The sequence below is a fragment of the Flavobacterium enshiense genome, from assembly GCF_040750275.1.
GTDB lineage: Bacteria > Bacteroidota > Bacteroidia > Flavobacteriales > Flavobacteriaceae > Flavobacterium > Flavobacterium enshiense_B.
Window position 1 is genome coordinate 149,054 of record NZ_JBDOCV010000002.1, and the last position, 16,102, is coordinate 165,155.

Annotated in this window: 18 protein-coding genes; 4 read left to right on the forward strand and 14 right to left on the reverse strand. The window is 36.3% G+C overall.

Annotated elements, in window-relative coordinates:
- Positions 1 to 30: 30 nt before the first annotated feature.
- Complete coding sequence (locus ABGT15_RS03385) at positions 31 to 867, reverse strand: UDP-2,3-diacylglucosamine diphosphatase (RefSeq protein ID WP_367230008.1); 837 nt, start codon at positions 865 to 867, stop codon at positions 31 to 33.
- Between the two features lie 147 nt (positions 868 to 1,014).
- Between ABGT15_RS03385 and aroC the strand changes: the two genes are divergently transcribed.
- Positions 1,015 to 2,058, forward strand: coding sequence for a chorismate synthase (aroC, locus tag ABGT15_RS03390; protein ID WP_367230009.1), 1,044 nt, complete (start codon positions 1,015 to 1,017; stop codon positions 2,056 to 2,058).
- A gap of 69 nt (positions 2,059 to 2,127) precedes the next feature.
- Positions 2,128 to 3,081 carry a T9SS-dependent choice-of-anchor J family protein gene (locus tag ABGT15_RS03395; protein ID WP_367230010.1) on the forward strand — a complete coding sequence of 318 codons (954 nt, stop codon included), beginning with the start codon at positions 2,128 to 2,130 and terminating at the stop codon, positions 3,079 to 3,081.
- Positions 3,082 to 3,128: 47 nt separating this feature from the next.
- Here ABGT15_RS03395 and ABGT15_RS03400 read toward each other — a convergent pair whose 3' ends face one another.
- Positions 3,129 to 3,545: a thiol-disulfide oxidoreductase DCC family protein gene (locus ABGT15_RS03400; protein WP_367230011.1), complete on the reverse strand. Its 417-nt coding sequence runs from the start codon at positions 3,543 to 3,545 to the stop codon at positions 3,129 to 3,131.
- A gap of 1 nt (position 3,546) precedes the next feature.
- A complete protein-coding gene (locus tag ABGT15_RS03405) occupies positions 3,547 to 5,718 on the reverse strand; it encodes an endonuclease MutS2 (protein WP_367230012.1) in 2,172 nt (723 codons plus the stop codon).
- 83 nt (positions 5,719 to 5,801) lie between these two features.
- Here ABGT15_RS03405 and ung point away from each other — a divergent pair, with 83 nt between their 5' ends.
- Positions 5,802 to 6,467 carry a uracil-DNA glycosylase gene (ung, locus tag ABGT15_RS03410; protein ID WP_367230013.1) on the forward strand — a complete coding sequence of 222 codons (666 nt, stop codon included), beginning with the start codon at positions 5,802 to 5,804 and terminating at the stop codon, positions 6,465 to 6,467.
- A 33-nt stretch (positions 6,468 to 6,500) separates the two neighbouring features.
- Here the strand turns inward: ung and ABGT15_RS03415 are convergent, their stop codons facing one another.
- The 11 genes from ABGT15_RS03415 to ABGT15_RS03465 form a co-directional block, all read right to left on the reverse strand.
- Positions 6,501 to 7,037: a hypothetical protein gene (locus tag ABGT15_RS03415; RefSeq protein ID WP_367230014.1), complete on the reverse strand. Its 537-nt coding sequence runs from the start codon at positions 7,035 to 7,037 to the stop codon at positions 6,501 to 6,503.
- Positions 7,038 to 7,048: 11 nt separating this feature from the next.
- Entirely contained in the window at positions 7,049 to 7,639 is a 591-nt protein-coding gene (locus ABGT15_RS03420) for a hypothetical protein (RefSeq protein ID WP_367230015.1), read from the reverse strand.
- A 43-nt stretch (positions 7,640 to 7,682) separates the two neighbouring features.
- The gene (locus ABGT15_RS03425; protein WP_367230016.1) at positions 7,683 to 8,615 is read right to left on the reverse strand and encodes a transglutaminase; all 933 of its coding nucleotides are present in this window, start codon (positions 8,613 to 8,615) and stop codon (positions 7,683 to 7,685) included.
- Positions 8,616 to 8,628: 13 nt separating this feature from the next.
- Entirely contained in the window at positions 8,629 to 9,477 is an 849-nt protein-coding gene (locus ABGT15_RS03430) for a substrate-binding domain-containing protein (RefSeq protein WP_367230017.1), read from the reverse strand.
- 38 nt (positions 9,478 to 9,515) lie between these two features.
- Positions 9,516 to 10,070, reverse strand: coding sequence for a hypothetical protein (locus ABGT15_RS03435; RefSeq protein ID WP_367230018.1), 555 nt, complete (start codon positions 10,068 to 10,070; stop codon positions 9,516 to 9,518).
- Positions 10,057 to 10,599 carry a GNAT family N-acetyltransferase gene (locus ABGT15_RS03440; RefSeq protein WP_367230019.1) on the reverse strand — a complete coding sequence of 181 codons (543 nt, stop codon included), beginning with the start codon at positions 10,597 to 10,599 and terminating at the stop codon, positions 10,057 to 10,059. Before ABGT15_RS03440 ends, ABGT15_RS03435 begins: the two co-directional genes overlap by 14 nt.
- Positions 10,596 to 11,132 carry a GNAT family N-acetyltransferase gene (locus tag ABGT15_RS03445; RefSeq protein ID WP_367230020.1) on the reverse strand — a complete coding sequence of 179 codons (537 nt, stop codon included), beginning with the start codon at positions 11,130 to 11,132 and terminating at the stop codon, positions 10,596 to 10,598. Before ABGT15_RS03445 ends, ABGT15_RS03440 begins: the two co-directional genes overlap by 4 nt.
- Complete coding sequence (locus ABGT15_RS03450; RefSeq protein WP_367230021.1) at positions 11,129 to 11,506, reverse strand: VOC family protein; 378 nt, start codon at positions 11,504 to 11,506, stop codon at positions 11,129 to 11,131. Before ABGT15_RS03450 ends, ABGT15_RS03445 begins: the two co-directional genes overlap by 4 nt.
- Entirely contained in the window at positions 11,507 to 12,379 is an 873-nt protein-coding gene (locus ABGT15_RS03455; RefSeq protein WP_367230022.1) for a nucleoside phosphorylase, read from the reverse strand.
- An 84-nt stretch (positions 12,380 to 12,463) separates the two neighbouring features.
- Positions 12,464 to 12,796: a translation initiation factor gene (locus ABGT15_RS03460; RefSeq protein ID WP_367230023.1), complete on the reverse strand. Its 333-nt coding sequence runs from the start codon at positions 12,794 to 12,796 to the stop codon at positions 12,464 to 12,466.
- Between the two features lie 75 nt (positions 12,797 to 12,871).
- Entirely contained in the window at positions 12,872 to 13,825 is a 954-nt protein-coding gene (locus tag ABGT15_RS03465) for an isopenicillin N synthase family dioxygenase (protein WP_367230024.1), read from the reverse strand.
- A 220-nt stretch (positions 13,826 to 14,045) separates the two neighbouring features.
- Between ABGT15_RS03465 and ABGT15_RS03470 the strand changes: the two genes are divergently transcribed.
- On the forward strand, positions 14,046 to 16,022 hold the full coding sequence (locus ABGT15_RS03470; protein WP_367230025.1) for an alpha-ketoacid dehydrogenase subunit alpha/beta: 1,977 nt from the start codon (positions 14,046 to 14,048) through the stop codon (positions 16,020 to 16,022).
- Positions 16,023 to 16,102 lie beyond the last annotated feature (80 nt).

The following is a 16,102-nucleotide window of genomic DNA, read 5'->3' on the forward strand; positions in this document are numbered from 1 at the left end:
CAAATTTAGGCGAATATACTAAAAATGAATTTATTTTCGTGAAGTTGTTAAAATATTGGAAATTATTAATTGTTCTACTAATTTTTCTTCCATTTCAAAGTATTCCTTGTCTTCATCAACTGCTGCAATTTTTTGATGGGTATAAAGCGACCAACGCTTCTTGCTATACTCCAGTGCCGTCAGATTTTCTATCCAGTCACCTGAATTCATGTAAATTGTTTTTCCTTTTTTAGTGCTTCGTTCTTCCAGTTTTGGTTCATGAATATGTCCGCACACCACATAATCGTATTGATTGTCTATTGCTAAATCGACAGCAGCAGTTTCGAAATCAGAAATGAACTGAACTGCTTTTTTAACACTGGCTTTAATTTTTTTGGAAAGGGAATACGGTTCTTTACCGATCTTCACTAAAGCCCAATTGATGAAACGGTTTAACAGAATCAGGTAGTCGTAACCGATTCCACCAAGTTTAGCAATCCATTTTGCCTGATGAACCGAATTATCGAAAATATCGCCATGAAAAAACCACGCTTTCTTACCGTCAAATTCCAGAACAAGTTTATTTATTATGGAAAAGTTGCCCATTTTGGTATCGGCAAACTTCCGAAGCATTTCGTCGTGATTTCCGGTGATATAATAAACCGTAGTGCCTTTTGATGTAAAATCAAGGATTTTTTTAATAACCTTAAGATGTGATTTTGGGAAATACGATTTTCTGAATTGCCAGATATCGATAATATCGCCATTAAGAATCAGAATTTTTGGTTTGATGGATTTCAGATATTCCAGAAGTTCGGTTGCGTGAGAGCCATAAGTCCCTAAATGTACATCGGATAGTACTACGATTTCTAAATTTCTCTTTTTCAATGCTAATTTTGTTTCAAAACAAGTTCTTGAAGTTAAATCCAAAGTTAGGCGATTGTTAATTTATCTTTAGAAAAATCAATATAATATTAAGATTTTGATAACCGAATCTCTTTTAAAAAGCTTATATTTGTTTAAAAAGCAATAAAAATGGCAGGTAATACATTTGGGAATAACTTTAAATTAATGACTTTTGGGGAGTCGCACGGTGAAGCAATTGGAGGTGTAATTGATGGTTGTCCTTCTGGAATTGCGTTGGATTTTGATGCCATTCAAAAAGAACTGGACAGAAGAAAGCCTGGTCAGTCAGCAATTGTAACCCAGCGAAAAGAGTCAGACACGGTTCATTTTTTATCCGGAATTTTTGAAGGGAAAACCACTGGAACACCTATAGGTTTTATCATTCCGAATGAAAATCAAAAGTCGGACGATTATTCTCATATTAAAGATACGTATCGCCCAAGTCATGCAGATTATGTTTATGAACAAAAGTACGGCATACGCGATTATCGTGGAGGAGGAAGGAGTTCTGCCCGGGAAACTGCCAGCAGAGTTGTTGCAGGAGCCATTGCAAAACAAATTGCGCCGGAGATTAAGATTCATGCTTTTGTTTCATCGGTAGGAGACATTTCGATTGATAAAACGTATCAGGATTTGGATTTCTCTTTAATTGAAAGCAATCCGGTACGTTGTCCTGATTTGGCAGTTGCCGAAAAAATGGAAAATTATATTAAACAAATCCGTAAAGACGGGGATACGGTTGGAGGTGTGATTACCTGTGTTATCCAAAATGTTCCCGTTGGTTTAGGTGAACCCGTATTTGACAGACTGCATGCCGATCTTGGTAAAGCCATGTTGTCGATAAATGCAGTGAAAGGATTTGAATACGGAAGTGGTTTCTCGGGAGCTAAAATGAAAGGGAGTGAACATAACGATTTGTTTAATGCAGACGGGACAACTAGAACTAATTTTTCAGGAGGTATACAAGGAGGTATATCAAATGGTATGGATATTTATTTCAGGGTTGCTTTTAAACCAGTGGCAACTATAATGCAAAAGCAAGAAGTTTTAGATGATAAAGGTAATCTTACAGAACAGCAAGGCAAGGGAAGACATGACCCTTGTGTGGTTCCAAGAGCCGTTCCGATTGTAGAAGCCATGGCAATGTTAGTTATTGTAGATAATTTATTGTGAAAAAACAGTTAATTTTTTAGTGTTTTATAATATTTTTTATTTAACTTGTAATGAATTAAATAAAATTATATGAAAAAACTATTACTCTCACTTTCTTTATTGGCTACATCATTTGGTTTTTCACAGGTAACCGTTTTCCAGGATAGCTTTGATACCTACAATGATTTTTTAATCTCAGGATTTGGCCAATGGCAAACATTAGATTTGGATTTGTTGCCTACTTACACAGGTGGTACAGTTGGTGATCCAACATGGGCTAACGCAGGAGCTCCACAAGCTTATCAGATTTTCAATCCTACAACAGCATTAGTCACTAATTCGAATGCAGGATGTTCGAGTACAACAGAGAATATAAACTTTAATCCAAGAACCGGAGCAAAGTTTGCTGCATGTTGGGCAGCTGTTCCATCAACTACAGGAGGTCCGACAGCAAATAATGACTGGTTAGTTAGTCCGCCAATTAATTTAACAGGTGCAACTGGAAGTTCGTTAAATTTTTGGGTAAAATCATTATCAGATTGTTATGGTCTAGAAAAGTACAAGATTGGTGTTTATATTGGATCAGGAAATCCTATACAATCATCGGATTTTACAATTATTTCAGGATTAGGAAATCTTACTTCTTCTTCTTGGACCGCATGGACACAGCGAACGCAATCGCTGTCTGCTTACGACGGTCAAACAATCAGAATTGGTATTCAATGTGTAAGTGATGATAAGTATATGTTTATGATTGATGATTTTACGGTAACAGCGGCTACGATGTCTTCTTCTGATTTCGTTGCATCTAAATTATCTGTTTATCCTAATCCAGTGAACGATATTGTAAATATTTCAAATTATGGTGATTTGGAAATCAATAAAATTGTGTTTACAGATATTAACGGAAGAACAGTTAAATCATTAAATTTAAATGGTGTTTCAGAATCTCAAATTAATATTTCTGAATTAAATGCCGGAGTTTATTTCATGAATATTGATACCAACGAAGGCTCTGCAACAAAGAAAATTGTTAAGAAATAAAGTTTCACTTAATAGAAATGAAAAGTCCCGAATATTTCGGGACTTTTTTATTCAAGGAATTTAGCTTTTATTTCAGGAGTAGGCATCATGCAGCTTTCTTTTTTGCCATACCATTTGTAACGGTTTCGTGCCACAAAATCATATCCAATATCTTTTAACCAATTCGGAAAAACCGAAAATATACCCAATAAAGCATATATTCCACCAATAGTTTTGGCAATTTCAATAGCAGCTTCAGCTTTTATATGATAAGCAATTCCGGGTTCGTACAGAATGATGCTGTCAGTTTTTTGAATATCTATTCCGATATAAGAAATTATCTCTTTACCCAACTCAGATTGTAAGGGGACAAATCGAAAATTGTCGTTTGTATCGACTTTGATTACTTTTTGTACAGTAGCATCGCACAAGTTGCACACGCCGTCAAAAAGAATAATTTTTTTATTTTTTGGTAATTTTTCCATATTATTTCATTCGCTCTACCAATTCCAGATTATCCAAATCCACTTTAGATGTGAAAATTCCGTAGTTAACGGTGGCTTTGTTTTTTTCAATTACATCAATACTTCCCACGGCTTTTCCGTCTATCATTCGAACTCTGTCTCCAACTTTTAATGGAATTTTGGGTTTATTAGCTTCTTCTTTCTGTGCTTTTATTTTTTTCTCTTTCTTTTCCTTTCGGATTTCCTCGACTTTTTCTTTTACTTCTTCAATAACCTGTTTTTGAACTACTTCTTTAGCTTTCTTTTCTTTAGCGGTGATTTTCTTACGTTTCGAATTTTCAATTTCAACCATTTTCAGGAATTCACCAATTAGCTCCTTTTTGTTCTTATTGTTGAAGTATCTTTCAGAAATATCGTCAATTTTTTGCCCCATGTATACCAAACGTTGGTTGGCGTCAAACAATTCCTGATAACTTTCCAGTTTCTGTTGGATTTTGGTGTTTATCCCTTCCATTTTTTTGCTTTCCTCACGGGCACGGGTTTCCTCTTCTTTTAAATTTTGCGAGGTTTTTTCAAGCTTGGAACGTTCTTTCTGAAGATTAGCAATGGTTTTGTCAAAACGCACTTTTTCGCCTTCCACTTTCTTTTTCGCACGATTGATTAATCCGAAAGGAATACCGTTTTTCTGTGCTACTTCAAAGGTGAAAGAACTACCTGCCTGACCTAAATGCAATTTATACATCGGTTCCAATGATTTTTCATCGAAAAGCATATTGGCATTGATGGCGAAAGGCAATTCATTGGCCAATATTTTTAAATTAGTATAATGTGTTGTAATGATTCCAAAAGCCTCACGTTCATAAAATTCTTCCAGAAAAACTTCGGCCAAGGCACCACCCAATTCCGGATCAGAACCTGTACCGAATTCATCAATTAAGAACAAGGTTTTGGCATTACATTTTTTCAGAAAGTAATTCATGTTCTTCAATCGGTAGCTATAAGTACTTAAATGATTTTCAATGGATTGATTGTCACCTATGTCGGTAAGAATTCTGTCAAATAAAAAAGTTTCACTTCGCTCGTGTACCGGAATCAGCATACCGCATTGCAGCATTAACTGAAGCAAGCCGATGGTTTTCAGGGTGATACTTTTTCCACCTGCATTTGGCCCGGAAATAACAATGATCCTGCTGTCATTTTGGAGTTCAATGGTCTGTGGAAAAGTTGGTTTGTTTTTCGCTTTATTATTTAAAAACAGAATAGGATGGAAGGCATCCCGGAAATACAAGTGCTTTTCTTCTGTAATGGTAGGCAATATACCGTTGATTCTGTTAGCATAACGCGCTTTTCCGGCCACCACATCCATATCACTCAGGAAATCCTGATATTGGTGCAATAATTCCGTATAAGGTCGAATCGCGTTGGTGAGCTGTTTCAGAATTCTGGTTATTTCTTCCCGTTCTTCATATTCCAGATTTCCTAACTCTCTTGAATAGCGCAAAGTAGCTTCCGGTTCGATATAGGCAATACTTCCTGTTTTGGAACTGCCTAAAATGGTTCCTTTTACTTTTCTTCGGTACATGGCTAAAACGGCCAGTACTCTTCGGTTGTCCACAATAGTTTCCCGTATATCGTCTAAATATCCCAGACTGTTATAACTTGAAAGTGCCATGCCGAAACTCTGGTTGATTTTGCCGCGTACCAGATTCATGTTTTTGCGGATTTCGGCTAGAGCAGGAGAAGCAGTGTCTTTTATTTCGCCATATTTATCAAGCACTTCATCAATCTTCTGAATGATAAATTTTGTGAGTTCAACGGCCGTTGCTTTTTCGTTTAATTTCGGATAATAATCTTCAAATTTTCTAAGAAAAAGCAGTAAAGTATTAGTGGTTTCTGATAAAGTGGCAATCTTCTTAAAACTTCCCGATTCCAGAAAACTGTCTTCAATGGCAAGAAACTTTAATTCATTTGTAACCTCATCAAAATAATGATTAGGAATTGCGTTGTTGTTGGTATAGGAAGATACGTATTCCGATGTTTGCAATAATACATTCATCAGCGTTTCTTTATCCTTAAAAGGCTTTATATCAATTGCTTTTTGTTTTCCTAAATCTGTGGTACACAAATCGGAAACAGTTTCAAGCACTGTGTTAAATTCTAAATCCTGTAATGTCTTATCGTTAATTGCTATCATGCTGATGTATGAAAGCATCAAAGTTACAAAGGTTGTCGGCCTTGTTGCAACAGAATTTCATATTTTTGACAAAATTTTAGCCAATGCAAGTTGATATTCACGCTTCCTGGAAAGCTGTTTTATCGGAGGAATTCGAAAAACCGTATTTTAAAGAATTATTGCGTAATGTAGAAGAAGAATACGACGCTTACACTTGTTTCCCTCCGAAACATTTAATATTTAACGCATTTAATCATTGTCCCTTTGATGATGTAAAGGTTATTATTATTGGTCAGGATCCTTATCATGGTGAAGGAGAGGCAAATGGCTTGGCTTTTTCTGTAAATGATACGGTAAAAATTCCACCATCATTGTTAAATATCTACAAAGAAATTAATTGTGAATATAACCGTATTATACTACCAAATTCCGGTAATCTTGAGCGTTGGGCAAAACAAGGTGTCTTGTTGTTAAATGCCACATTAACGGTTAGAAAAGATATCGCAAACAGCCATAAACAAATTGAGTGGCAAAGATTTACGGATGCTATAATTAAAAAGCTTTCAGACGAAAAAGAACATTTGGTTTTTTTATTGTGGGGCGCTTTTGCACAAAAGAAAGCCAATTTAATCGATGAAAAGAAGCACGACGTATTGATTTCAGGACATCCTTCATTTGCAGGCGTGCACAAAAAATGGTTTGGAAATAATCATTTTAATCAGACCAATGTTTTTTTGAAGAAAATGGGGAAAAATGAAATAGTCTGGTAATAAAAAAATCCACCAATTTGGTGGATTTTTTTATTAGTTTATAGTAAAGTAGTAATGACCATCACTATTTAATCCCACCGGATTTGTAGTCAGTCGTATCAGTGTTTTATTGGAAGGATTTCTTGAGATTAAATCCGTAGATTGAATTCCAATATAACTGTCTTCAAATTTCAGACGGTATTCGCCAGCAATAGTAATCGGGATAGTTACATCTGATTTGTAGGTCAATGATGTCGCATCGTAAACAGCATCGGCTGAAGTAAATTCGTCGCCTTCACCAAGAACCGATACCCAATTGTTGTTGGAGTCTTTCATTTGTATGCGATAAGCAAAACCGAAAGATTCTGCGCCACTGGTAGCATAAACATCCAATGGGGCGGTTTGTCCTAATTCGGGAAGAAATCTTGAAAATTCGGTATGGAAACTAACAGCATTTCCAGATGAAGCATCAACCGTAATCAAATCGGGTGCACTTAGATAGACGGCATTATAAAATTCATCGTCCGTTTTACAAGCGATAAATGTTAGTGCACTTAAAACCGATATTAATAGTATTTTTAACGTTTTCATGATATGTCTGTTTAAAATCTGTAACCGAAATTAGCGCCCACGCGTTGTACATACGTTGGACTAACATCTGTATTTAAAATATTTTTAGCAACCCCTACGAAAAGTTCCACGGTAAATTTATCACTGAAGTAAAGTTTGTATCCGACAGCTCCTCCAATTGCTAAATCAGTGTAGTTATCGTCTGTTACAATCACTTTATTACTGCCAAGAATGCTTGGTTCGTGTTTTAGCTCTTTATACTTTCCGCCGTTTACAGACATAAAAGCCTCTACAAAATAGTAGGTTTTCTGACTTTTCGATAACGAGTAACGAACAAAAGGATTTATTTCATATTCCGGTAATGTGCTGTTGAAATTTTCCTCAAAATCATCTTTGGCCTTTTTGCTTTTAGCCAGACTCGCACTTAATCCAACGGAAAAATCCTTATTAAGGAATCGTTCATAACTAACATGAAATCGGGTTTTGGCAATAAGTGAAACAATATCAAGCCTGACTTCATTTTTTTTAAGTGTAATCGGGCTGACAACTTCTGTTGAATCCTGTTGCTGGGAATATCCTATTTGAAACAGAAAAAGTAAACCCAGTAATGCAAGTTTTTTCATAAAAGCTCTTTAGTTAATGATGGTAAATATAGCAAAAGGTTGCTTAATTAAAAGTAAGGGCGCCCAGAATTTCTTCACTCATAAATGGCCCACCTGGGTATTTTGCCGTATAATCAAGGTTTAACCAAATCTGTCCGCGCTCGTCGATATGATAGTGAACATCTTTGCCCTCAGATTCTTCTTTAAACAATATTTCTTTAATCAGATAGTTGATGTTTTCAAAATCGGCTTTATTTCCAATTAACATTTCAGGATATAAATGGCCGCCTGTGTGGATGATTCGGGGTGTCCCACCAATGGCACGTATCAGGGCTGATGTGAAAATAGCATGGTCATCACAATCACCGGAAAAATGCTGTAATGATTCACTGGCATAAGCAATATATTCGCGTCCTTTCGGATCGTTTACATAATTCCAACGATTACGGATTTCTTTAAAAACAGCAAAACATTGAATAATCTGACGGTATTCCCGATGTCCTTTAACGTCTTGAAAATGAAGCGTAGTAGCTTTTAAAGCAAAGTTTCTAACCCTTGGATTGTCGTAATCTACCGCATCAATAATTTGTGATTTATTAGGAAAAGGTAAAAGTTTTGAAATGATAACATCCTGAGGGTTAGGCGTGTCATTCATAGTAAAAATCATCGCCTGGTAATCTTCAAAAACGGAAGCAAAACCATAACTGCCGAAAAGTGTTCCCCAAACTAAGGCAATAAGGTACAAGAAAATACAAATGATGATTACAGTTTTTAACAATCTTAAAACCAGTTGTATAGCAGTAAGAATAAGTAAGAAAAGGAAAACACGGTCAATGTGTCCCGGCCATTCCGGATCAATAAGATTTTGATGTGCAATAATGAATATTGGGATAGCAATCAAAATGTTCAGTAAAAAAATAACAACAGTATCCCAAGGCTTTGGCAGTGAAAGCTTTTCTTTAAGCGCTTGAAGTTTTGTTGGTATTGACGGGAGCATTCCTGAAAACAGTTTATTTAACTACAGTTTCGTAATCTTTTTTATCTGTAATCAAATGTAATTCAAATAATTGGTTTTGAATTTTATCAAAAGTGTTTTTGTCTAATTTTTTCTGCGACCAACGCGTTAATTTAAGCCATTCTTGTATGTCTTCTAATTTCTGGTCATATCGAGTTGCAAGTGTTCTGTCGATACTTGGAATCTCTTTAAATTCGATAGTTGTATTGTTAACGATTTCCAGAATCTGATTGATAACATGTTTATTGTCTTTCAGGAATTCATTGCGAACGGCAATAACAAAACATGGCCAAGGCGTAGGGCAGTCGGCAATTCTTCTGAAAGTTCCGTTGTCTACTAAGGGTTTTGTCATGAATCGTTCCCACATGAAATAATCGGCCTGACCGGAAGTAAGTGCTTCAACAGCGCCATCAATAGTGTTTATAATTTCAAATTGCAGATTTTGTGTGTCCCAATTTTGATTTTTAGCATTTACAATAGCCATCAAATGCGAACCGGAACCCATTCTGCTAATGGCGACTTTTTTGTTTTCTAAATCGGGCAGCAGCTTATAGTTAGATTTTTTAGCTACATGAATTCCCCAAATTAAAGGTGATTGCACATAAACCTGAACAATAGAAGCGTCATTTCCGGCAGCAATATCCCGTACAATTCCTTCTGAGAGAATTACAGCAATATCGGTTTCATTTTCACGAAGCATCTGGCACATTTTCCCGGTTCCTTCAGGTACATCAGTCCATTGTAAATCGATGTCAACCTCGTCGAATTCTCCGTTTTCAATACATAAATGCCAAGGTAAGTTGAAATGTTCCGGAACACCCGCTATTCTTATTGTTTTGCTCATTTTCTTGTTGGTTTTGTCTAATCGTAAATCTTCAATTTTCAGGATTCAGATAGTTTTTGAATACACTTTTCACGAATAGCCCAAATTTCGTCAAAATTATGCTTCTGTTGTGTTTCTGAAATCCATTTTTTCAGAAAATCTTTATGATAGGCAACTTTATAATCACCTACTTGATTTGGCTGGATAATAATTTCTTCCAGCAAATCGTTTTTTATTTTTTCAAAACTTGAGTTTTCGCTGGTCAAATCTGTTGGTATTCCATTGATTTTTAAGTAACAATGCGCTTCGGGGATATACGCTATACCGGCTTCGGACAAAACTGTTCCAATAGGTGTATTCTGAGTATTCATTTTGTATAGCCCGACAATTAAGACTACTTCTGAAATTTTATTTTCAAGCGCCACAGCTGCGGCTAAAGCGTGTTTTGAACTACAAGTGCCTTTGTTTTCCAGCAAAACCAAAGAAAAATCTTCTCTATTTTTATTTCTTCCGTAAGGGATATTTTTGATGTATTCCAATAGCATTTCCCACGATGTGATTCCTTTTGAACGCACTAAATGGGTTAAAGTTCCGTCTGAGTTAAAGTTGCTCATTCTGATAATCATTTCGGCTTAATTCAAACCAAGCGCATTCGTCTTCTTCATGAAAAAAATTACCGGTGTGTTTCATTCCGATTTTCTCCAGAATACGTTTCGAACCTTCGTTACCAATCATGGCGTGAGCATAAACGTTTTTTAAATGCATTTCATTAAAAGCATAATCAAGACAGGCTTTCGCGGCTTCGTAACCGTAACCTTTCTGCCAGAAACTTTTAATGAAACGATAACCTAAATCATAAAAATTTTGATGTCCGTTGATTTCTTCTTTAACCAGCTTTAAACCGGCCCAGCCAATAAATTCATGATTTTCTTTAAGTAAAACAGCCCAGCGTCCAATTCCGTTTTCCTGATATTGCAAACGAACAAAATCAATTACATTTTGAGCTTCTTCAATCGTTTTTATTGGATTTTTGCCCAAAAACTCATGAACATCCATATCGGAATCTAAATGAAAAATTCCTTCTTTATCGGAAGGAAGCATTTCACGAAGTAATAAACGTTCGGTTTCGATGATTATTTTCATAACTGATTATTTTCCATTTGCCACCAATTCCACAAAATACCTTCTTTATCTAAATAGGACTCCACAAACCGCATTCCTGATTTTTGCAGAATATGGTTTGATGCACCGTTTTCAGAATGTGCATACGCATTCATGATTTCAATTTTCATTTTGTTAAATCCGTAGTCAAACCAAGCCAAAGTAGCTTCGGATGCGTAACCTTTACCCCAAAATTTTTCATTTAAGCGATAACCGTAATCGTAGAAATTAATGTTTCCGTTTTCGGGTTCTTCGGTTACAAATTTAATGCCTGTCCAGCCTATGAATTCACCGGTTTCTTTTAAAATTGTTGCAAAACGGCCTATATTGTTAGTCTCATATTGTTTTCGAACGTATTCAATATTAGCAATAGATTCTTCAATACTCTGATATGGTTTTTGCCATAAGTATTTGTGAACGTTTGGATTACTGTCCATAGTGAACATATCTTCGGCATCGGTTAGTTCTAACGGACGCATGAGTAATCGTTCGGTTTCTAGGATTAAGTTTGTCATGTTGCTTTTAAATTAGAAATGATTATTCTGAAGCCATCAGGATCAATAAACATTATTCCGTTTGTATTCCAATACGGATTTTTTGAAGTAATGCTTGAGATGTTGTTATCTTTTAATTTGTTAATCAAAATGTTATATTCACATGAATTTTCAGGGTAAAAAACTAAAGCATCGTCTTCATCCGAAATATGATTGGCCTTTTCGTTTGATTTTGTAAACTCCAGATGCCAATTTAAATTCGGTTTCCCAATGAAAATCCCATCGTAATTATCGTGATTTTCAAAACTACCGAGTACTTCAAGCCCTAAAATAGTAACATAGAATGTTTTGATTTTTTCGAGATTATCGGTATGCCTGGCAATTCTCAACGTCATTTATCCGACCAATTTATTCAAAACATAAATAATTAACTCATCAACCGCTTTGTAGGGATCTTCACTGAAAGTTCCGTTGGCCCTGTTTGCAATAATAGCGTTCATGGACAAAGTTTCATGGCCAAGCAGTTTTCCTAAACCGTAAATTGCAGCGGTTTCCATTTCCAAATTGGTCATTCTGATGCCATTATAATTGAAACTGTCCATTTTTTGGTTAAGGTTCTCGTCCTGAATATTCAAACGCAAAACACGCCCTTGTGGGCCGTAAAAACCACCTGCAGTTCCTGTAAAACCTTTGTGAATAGTATCACTTTCAATCAATTTGGCTAATTTTTCACTTCCTTTTACAACATAAGGTTTGCCTTTTCTTAAATCCCAGTTGGTGTGACTGATAAAGGCTTCTTCGATGTTTTTGTCGGTTACCTCATCAATTAAATAGGAGCGAAGCATGTTGTCTAAACCAATGGCGTATTCCGACATTACGATACCGTCAACCGGAATATCAGCCTGTAAAGAACCGGAAGTTCCGATGCGAACAATATTTAAGGATGTCAGATTTGCTTTTGGTTGTTTTGTGTTCAAATTGATATTTACCAAAGCATCCAATTCGTTTAAAACAATATCAATGTTGTCCGGTCCGATACCAGTTGATATAACCGTTAATTTCTTTCCTTTATAAGTTCCGGTCTGTGTTTTGAATTCACGTTTTTGAGTGGTAAATTCCACAGAGTCAAAATGTTGTGTAATTTTCTCCACTCGGTGTTGATCACCCACAAAAATAATGTCATGAGCGATGTGTTCCGGTTTAAGATTCAGGTGATATACACTTCCATCCGGATTTAATATTAATTCTGATGATTTTATTGCTGTCATAATTTTAGCTCTGAGTTGGTTAAGTTCCTGATTTACTTAGTTGTGTATGTATTAGTAGCTCAACTGCGACCGAAAACAAATTAATTAACCACCAACGCGTTTTACTTTAAATCCTTTTTCTTTAAGGATTTCCATGATTTTATCGCGGTAATCTCCTTGAAGAATGATAGCATCGTCTTTGAAACTTCCGCCAACACTCAATTTGGTTTTTATTTCTTTGGCCAGTATCTTGAAATCTTCAACATCGCCTTCATAACCTTCGATAATTGTGGTCGCTTTTCCTTTGCGTTTTTCATACTTACAGATTAAAGGTTCTTTTTGTATGAAAAGTGCATGTTCTTCTTCTTGAATTTCTTCCGGTTCATTTGAAGGAACGTGGTCTGGGAAAAGGTTTTTTAATTGGTCTTGTAAATCCATAATAAACATTCTTAAAAATTAAAAAGACATCAAGTAAAAACTCAATGTCTTTTCATAAGAGTATAAAATTAAAGATTATTTTTTAATTAATCCTAAATCTACTAAACGTTCGTATAAGAAATCACCAGCAGTGATGTCGTCGTACAATTTTGGGTGTTCTGCGTCGATACAGTTTTCTAAACAGTTTAAAGACATGTCACCAACCGGGTGCATGAAAAACGGAATAGAAAAACGAGAAGTTCCCCATAATTCTCTTGGCGGATTAACTACTTGGTGAATCGTGGATTTCAATTTATTGTTAGTGTGACGTGACAACATATCACCAACATTGATTACTAATTCGTCTGGTTCAGCAATCGCATCAATCCATTTACCGTCATGGTTTTGAACTTGTAAACCTTTGCCTTGAGCGCCCATCAATAAGGTAATCAAGTTGATGTCGCCATGAGCAGCAGCACGAACGGCACCGTCTTTTGGTTCATCAGTAATAGGCGGATAGTGGATAGGGCGTAAGATACTGTTTCCGTCTTTAATGTATTTATCGAAATAAAACTCATCCAATCCGATGTAAATTGCTAAAGCTCTTAAAACATAAACACCAGTTTTTTCAAGCATTTGATATGCTTCTTTTCCAACGGTATTGAATTTTGGTAATTCTGAAACAGTAACGTTATCAGGGTATTCAGAAGCGTATTTTGAACCTTCGCTTACATACTGGCCAAAGTGCCAGAATTCTTTTAAGTCTCCGGCTGAACGACCTTTAGCATGCTCTTTTCCGAAAGAAACATAGCCTCTTTGTCCGCCGATTCCAGGGATTTCGTATTTACTTTTCGTTTCCAGAGGAAGGTTGAAGAAATTACGAACTTCACTGTAAAGTTCATCAACTAATTTGTCATCTAAGAAATGACCTTTTAATGCTACGAAGCCGATTTCTTCGTAGGCTTTTCCGATTTCATTTACAAATTTTTGTTTACGTGCCGGATCATCCGACAGGAAATCACGTAAGTCAACACTAGGAATGTTTTGCATTGTACTTAGTTTTTGTTAATAACTTTTTCGGTTTGAAACCATTATAAAAACAAATGTAGAGAATAATTTCTGTAAAAAACCAATTAAGTTGTTAACAATTTCAAAGTTTGAAAATCCAGAGTTTGGGTAAGGTAGATTTTAACGAAATATTTATCCACAACAATTTAGGCTGAAAGTGTTATTTTTTATACTTTTGGGAGCGTTTTAAAAGCACAATACAATGAACTTCGATAGAAAAAATCTAACCAACGAGCAATTATTAGATTTATATAAAAAGATTTTAAAGCCAAGACTGATTGAGGAAAAAATGTTAATCCTTATCCGTCAGGGGAAAGTGTCCAAATGGTTTTCAGGAATCGGGCAGGAGGCTATCTCGGTAGGTATTACCTCGGTTTTAGACAAAGACGAATATATTTTACCGATGCACCGCAACTTAGGTGTATTTACTACGAGAGAAATCCCGTTACATCGTTTGTTCTCGCAATGGCAAGGAAAACGCAACGGATTTACCAAAGGTCGTGACCGTTCGTTCCACTTTGGTACTCAGGAATACAATATTATAGGTATGATTTCGCACTTGGGACCTCAGTTGGGGATTGCTGACGGAATCGCCTTAGCCAATAAACTGAAGAAAAACGGAAAAGTAACCGCTGTATTTACTGGTGAAGGAGCAACTTCTGAAGGAGATTTCCATGAAGCGTTAAACGTAGCTTCCGTTTGGGATTTGCCGGTTTTATTCGTGATTGAAAACAATGGTTACGGATTATCCACGCCAACTAACGAGCAATACCGTTGCAAGCAATTGGCAGATAGAGGTGTAGGTTACGGAATGGAAAGCCATGTGGTAGATGGGAACAATCTTTTAGAAGTAGTTAATTTGATTTCCGAATTGAAAACTTCGATGATTGACAATCCGCGTCCTGTATTATTGGAATTTATGACTTTCCGTATGCGTGGGCATGAAGAGGCGAGTGGAACCAAGTATGTTCCTCAGGAATTGATGGACATGTGGGCGATTAAAGATCCGGTTGAGAATTACAGAAACTATTTGAAAGCTACGGCGGTTTTATCGGAGGAAGCTGATGAAGCTATCCGTGCGGAAATCAAAAAAGAAATCGATACGGATTGGGCAAAAGTTCAGGAAGAACCGGCAATTGTTGCGGATTTGAATGAGGAATTAAATGATGTTTACCGTCCGTGGGAATATGAAGAAGTAAATCATTCTGATGAAGTTGAAAATATCCGTGTAATTGATGCGATTTCCAATGGATTGCGTCAATCGATGGAGCGCCATGAAAATTTAGTAATCATGGGACAAGACATCGCGGAATATGGTGGTGCCTTTAAAATTACGGATGGTTTTGTAGACCAATTCGGAAAAGAGCGTGTTCGTAATACGCCAATCTGCGAAAGCGTAATTGTTTCTGCAGCTAACGGATTGTCTATCAATGGTCATAAAGCAGTGGTGGAAATGCAGTTCGCCGATTTCGTTTCTACAGGATTCAACCCAATCGTGAATTTATTAGCGAAACAACACTACCGTTGGCAGGAAAACTCCGATGTGGTAGTGCGTATGCCTTGCGGTGGCGGAACTCAGGCTGGACCTTTCCACTCACAAACCAATGAGGCTTGGTTTACTAAAACTCCGGGATTGAAAGTAGTTTATCCGGCGTTCCCATATGATGCAAAAGGATTGTTGGCTACAGCAATTAACGATCCGAACCCGGTAATGTTCTTCGAGCACAAACAATTGTACAGAAGCATTTATCAGGATGTTCCTAAAGATTACTACACCTTACCTTTTGGAAAAGCATCATTACTTAAAGAAGGTAACGATGTAACTATTATTTCTTTCGGAGCAGGTGTGCATTGGGCTTTGGAAACGTTGGCTAAACATTCCGATATTTCAGCTGATTTGTTAGACTTGAGAAGTTTACAACCGTTAGATTGGGAAGCGATTTATGCATCTGTTAAGAAAACCAACCGTGTAATCATCCTTCAGGAAGATACTTTGTTTGGAGGTGTCGCAAGTGATATTTCTTCGATGATTATGGAGAACTGTTTTGAATACTTGGATGCACCGGTAAAACGTGTGGGAAGTTTAGAATCGGCTATTCCGTTTATGAAATCGTTGGAAGATCAGTATTTACCGAAACAACGATTTGAAACCGAATTATTGGAATTGTTGAAATACTAAGATTTTAGTTTAGATATTTAAAAAGCCGTAACTCACATTACGGCTTTTTTATTTACTGGCATATCGTTCTGTTGATTTAT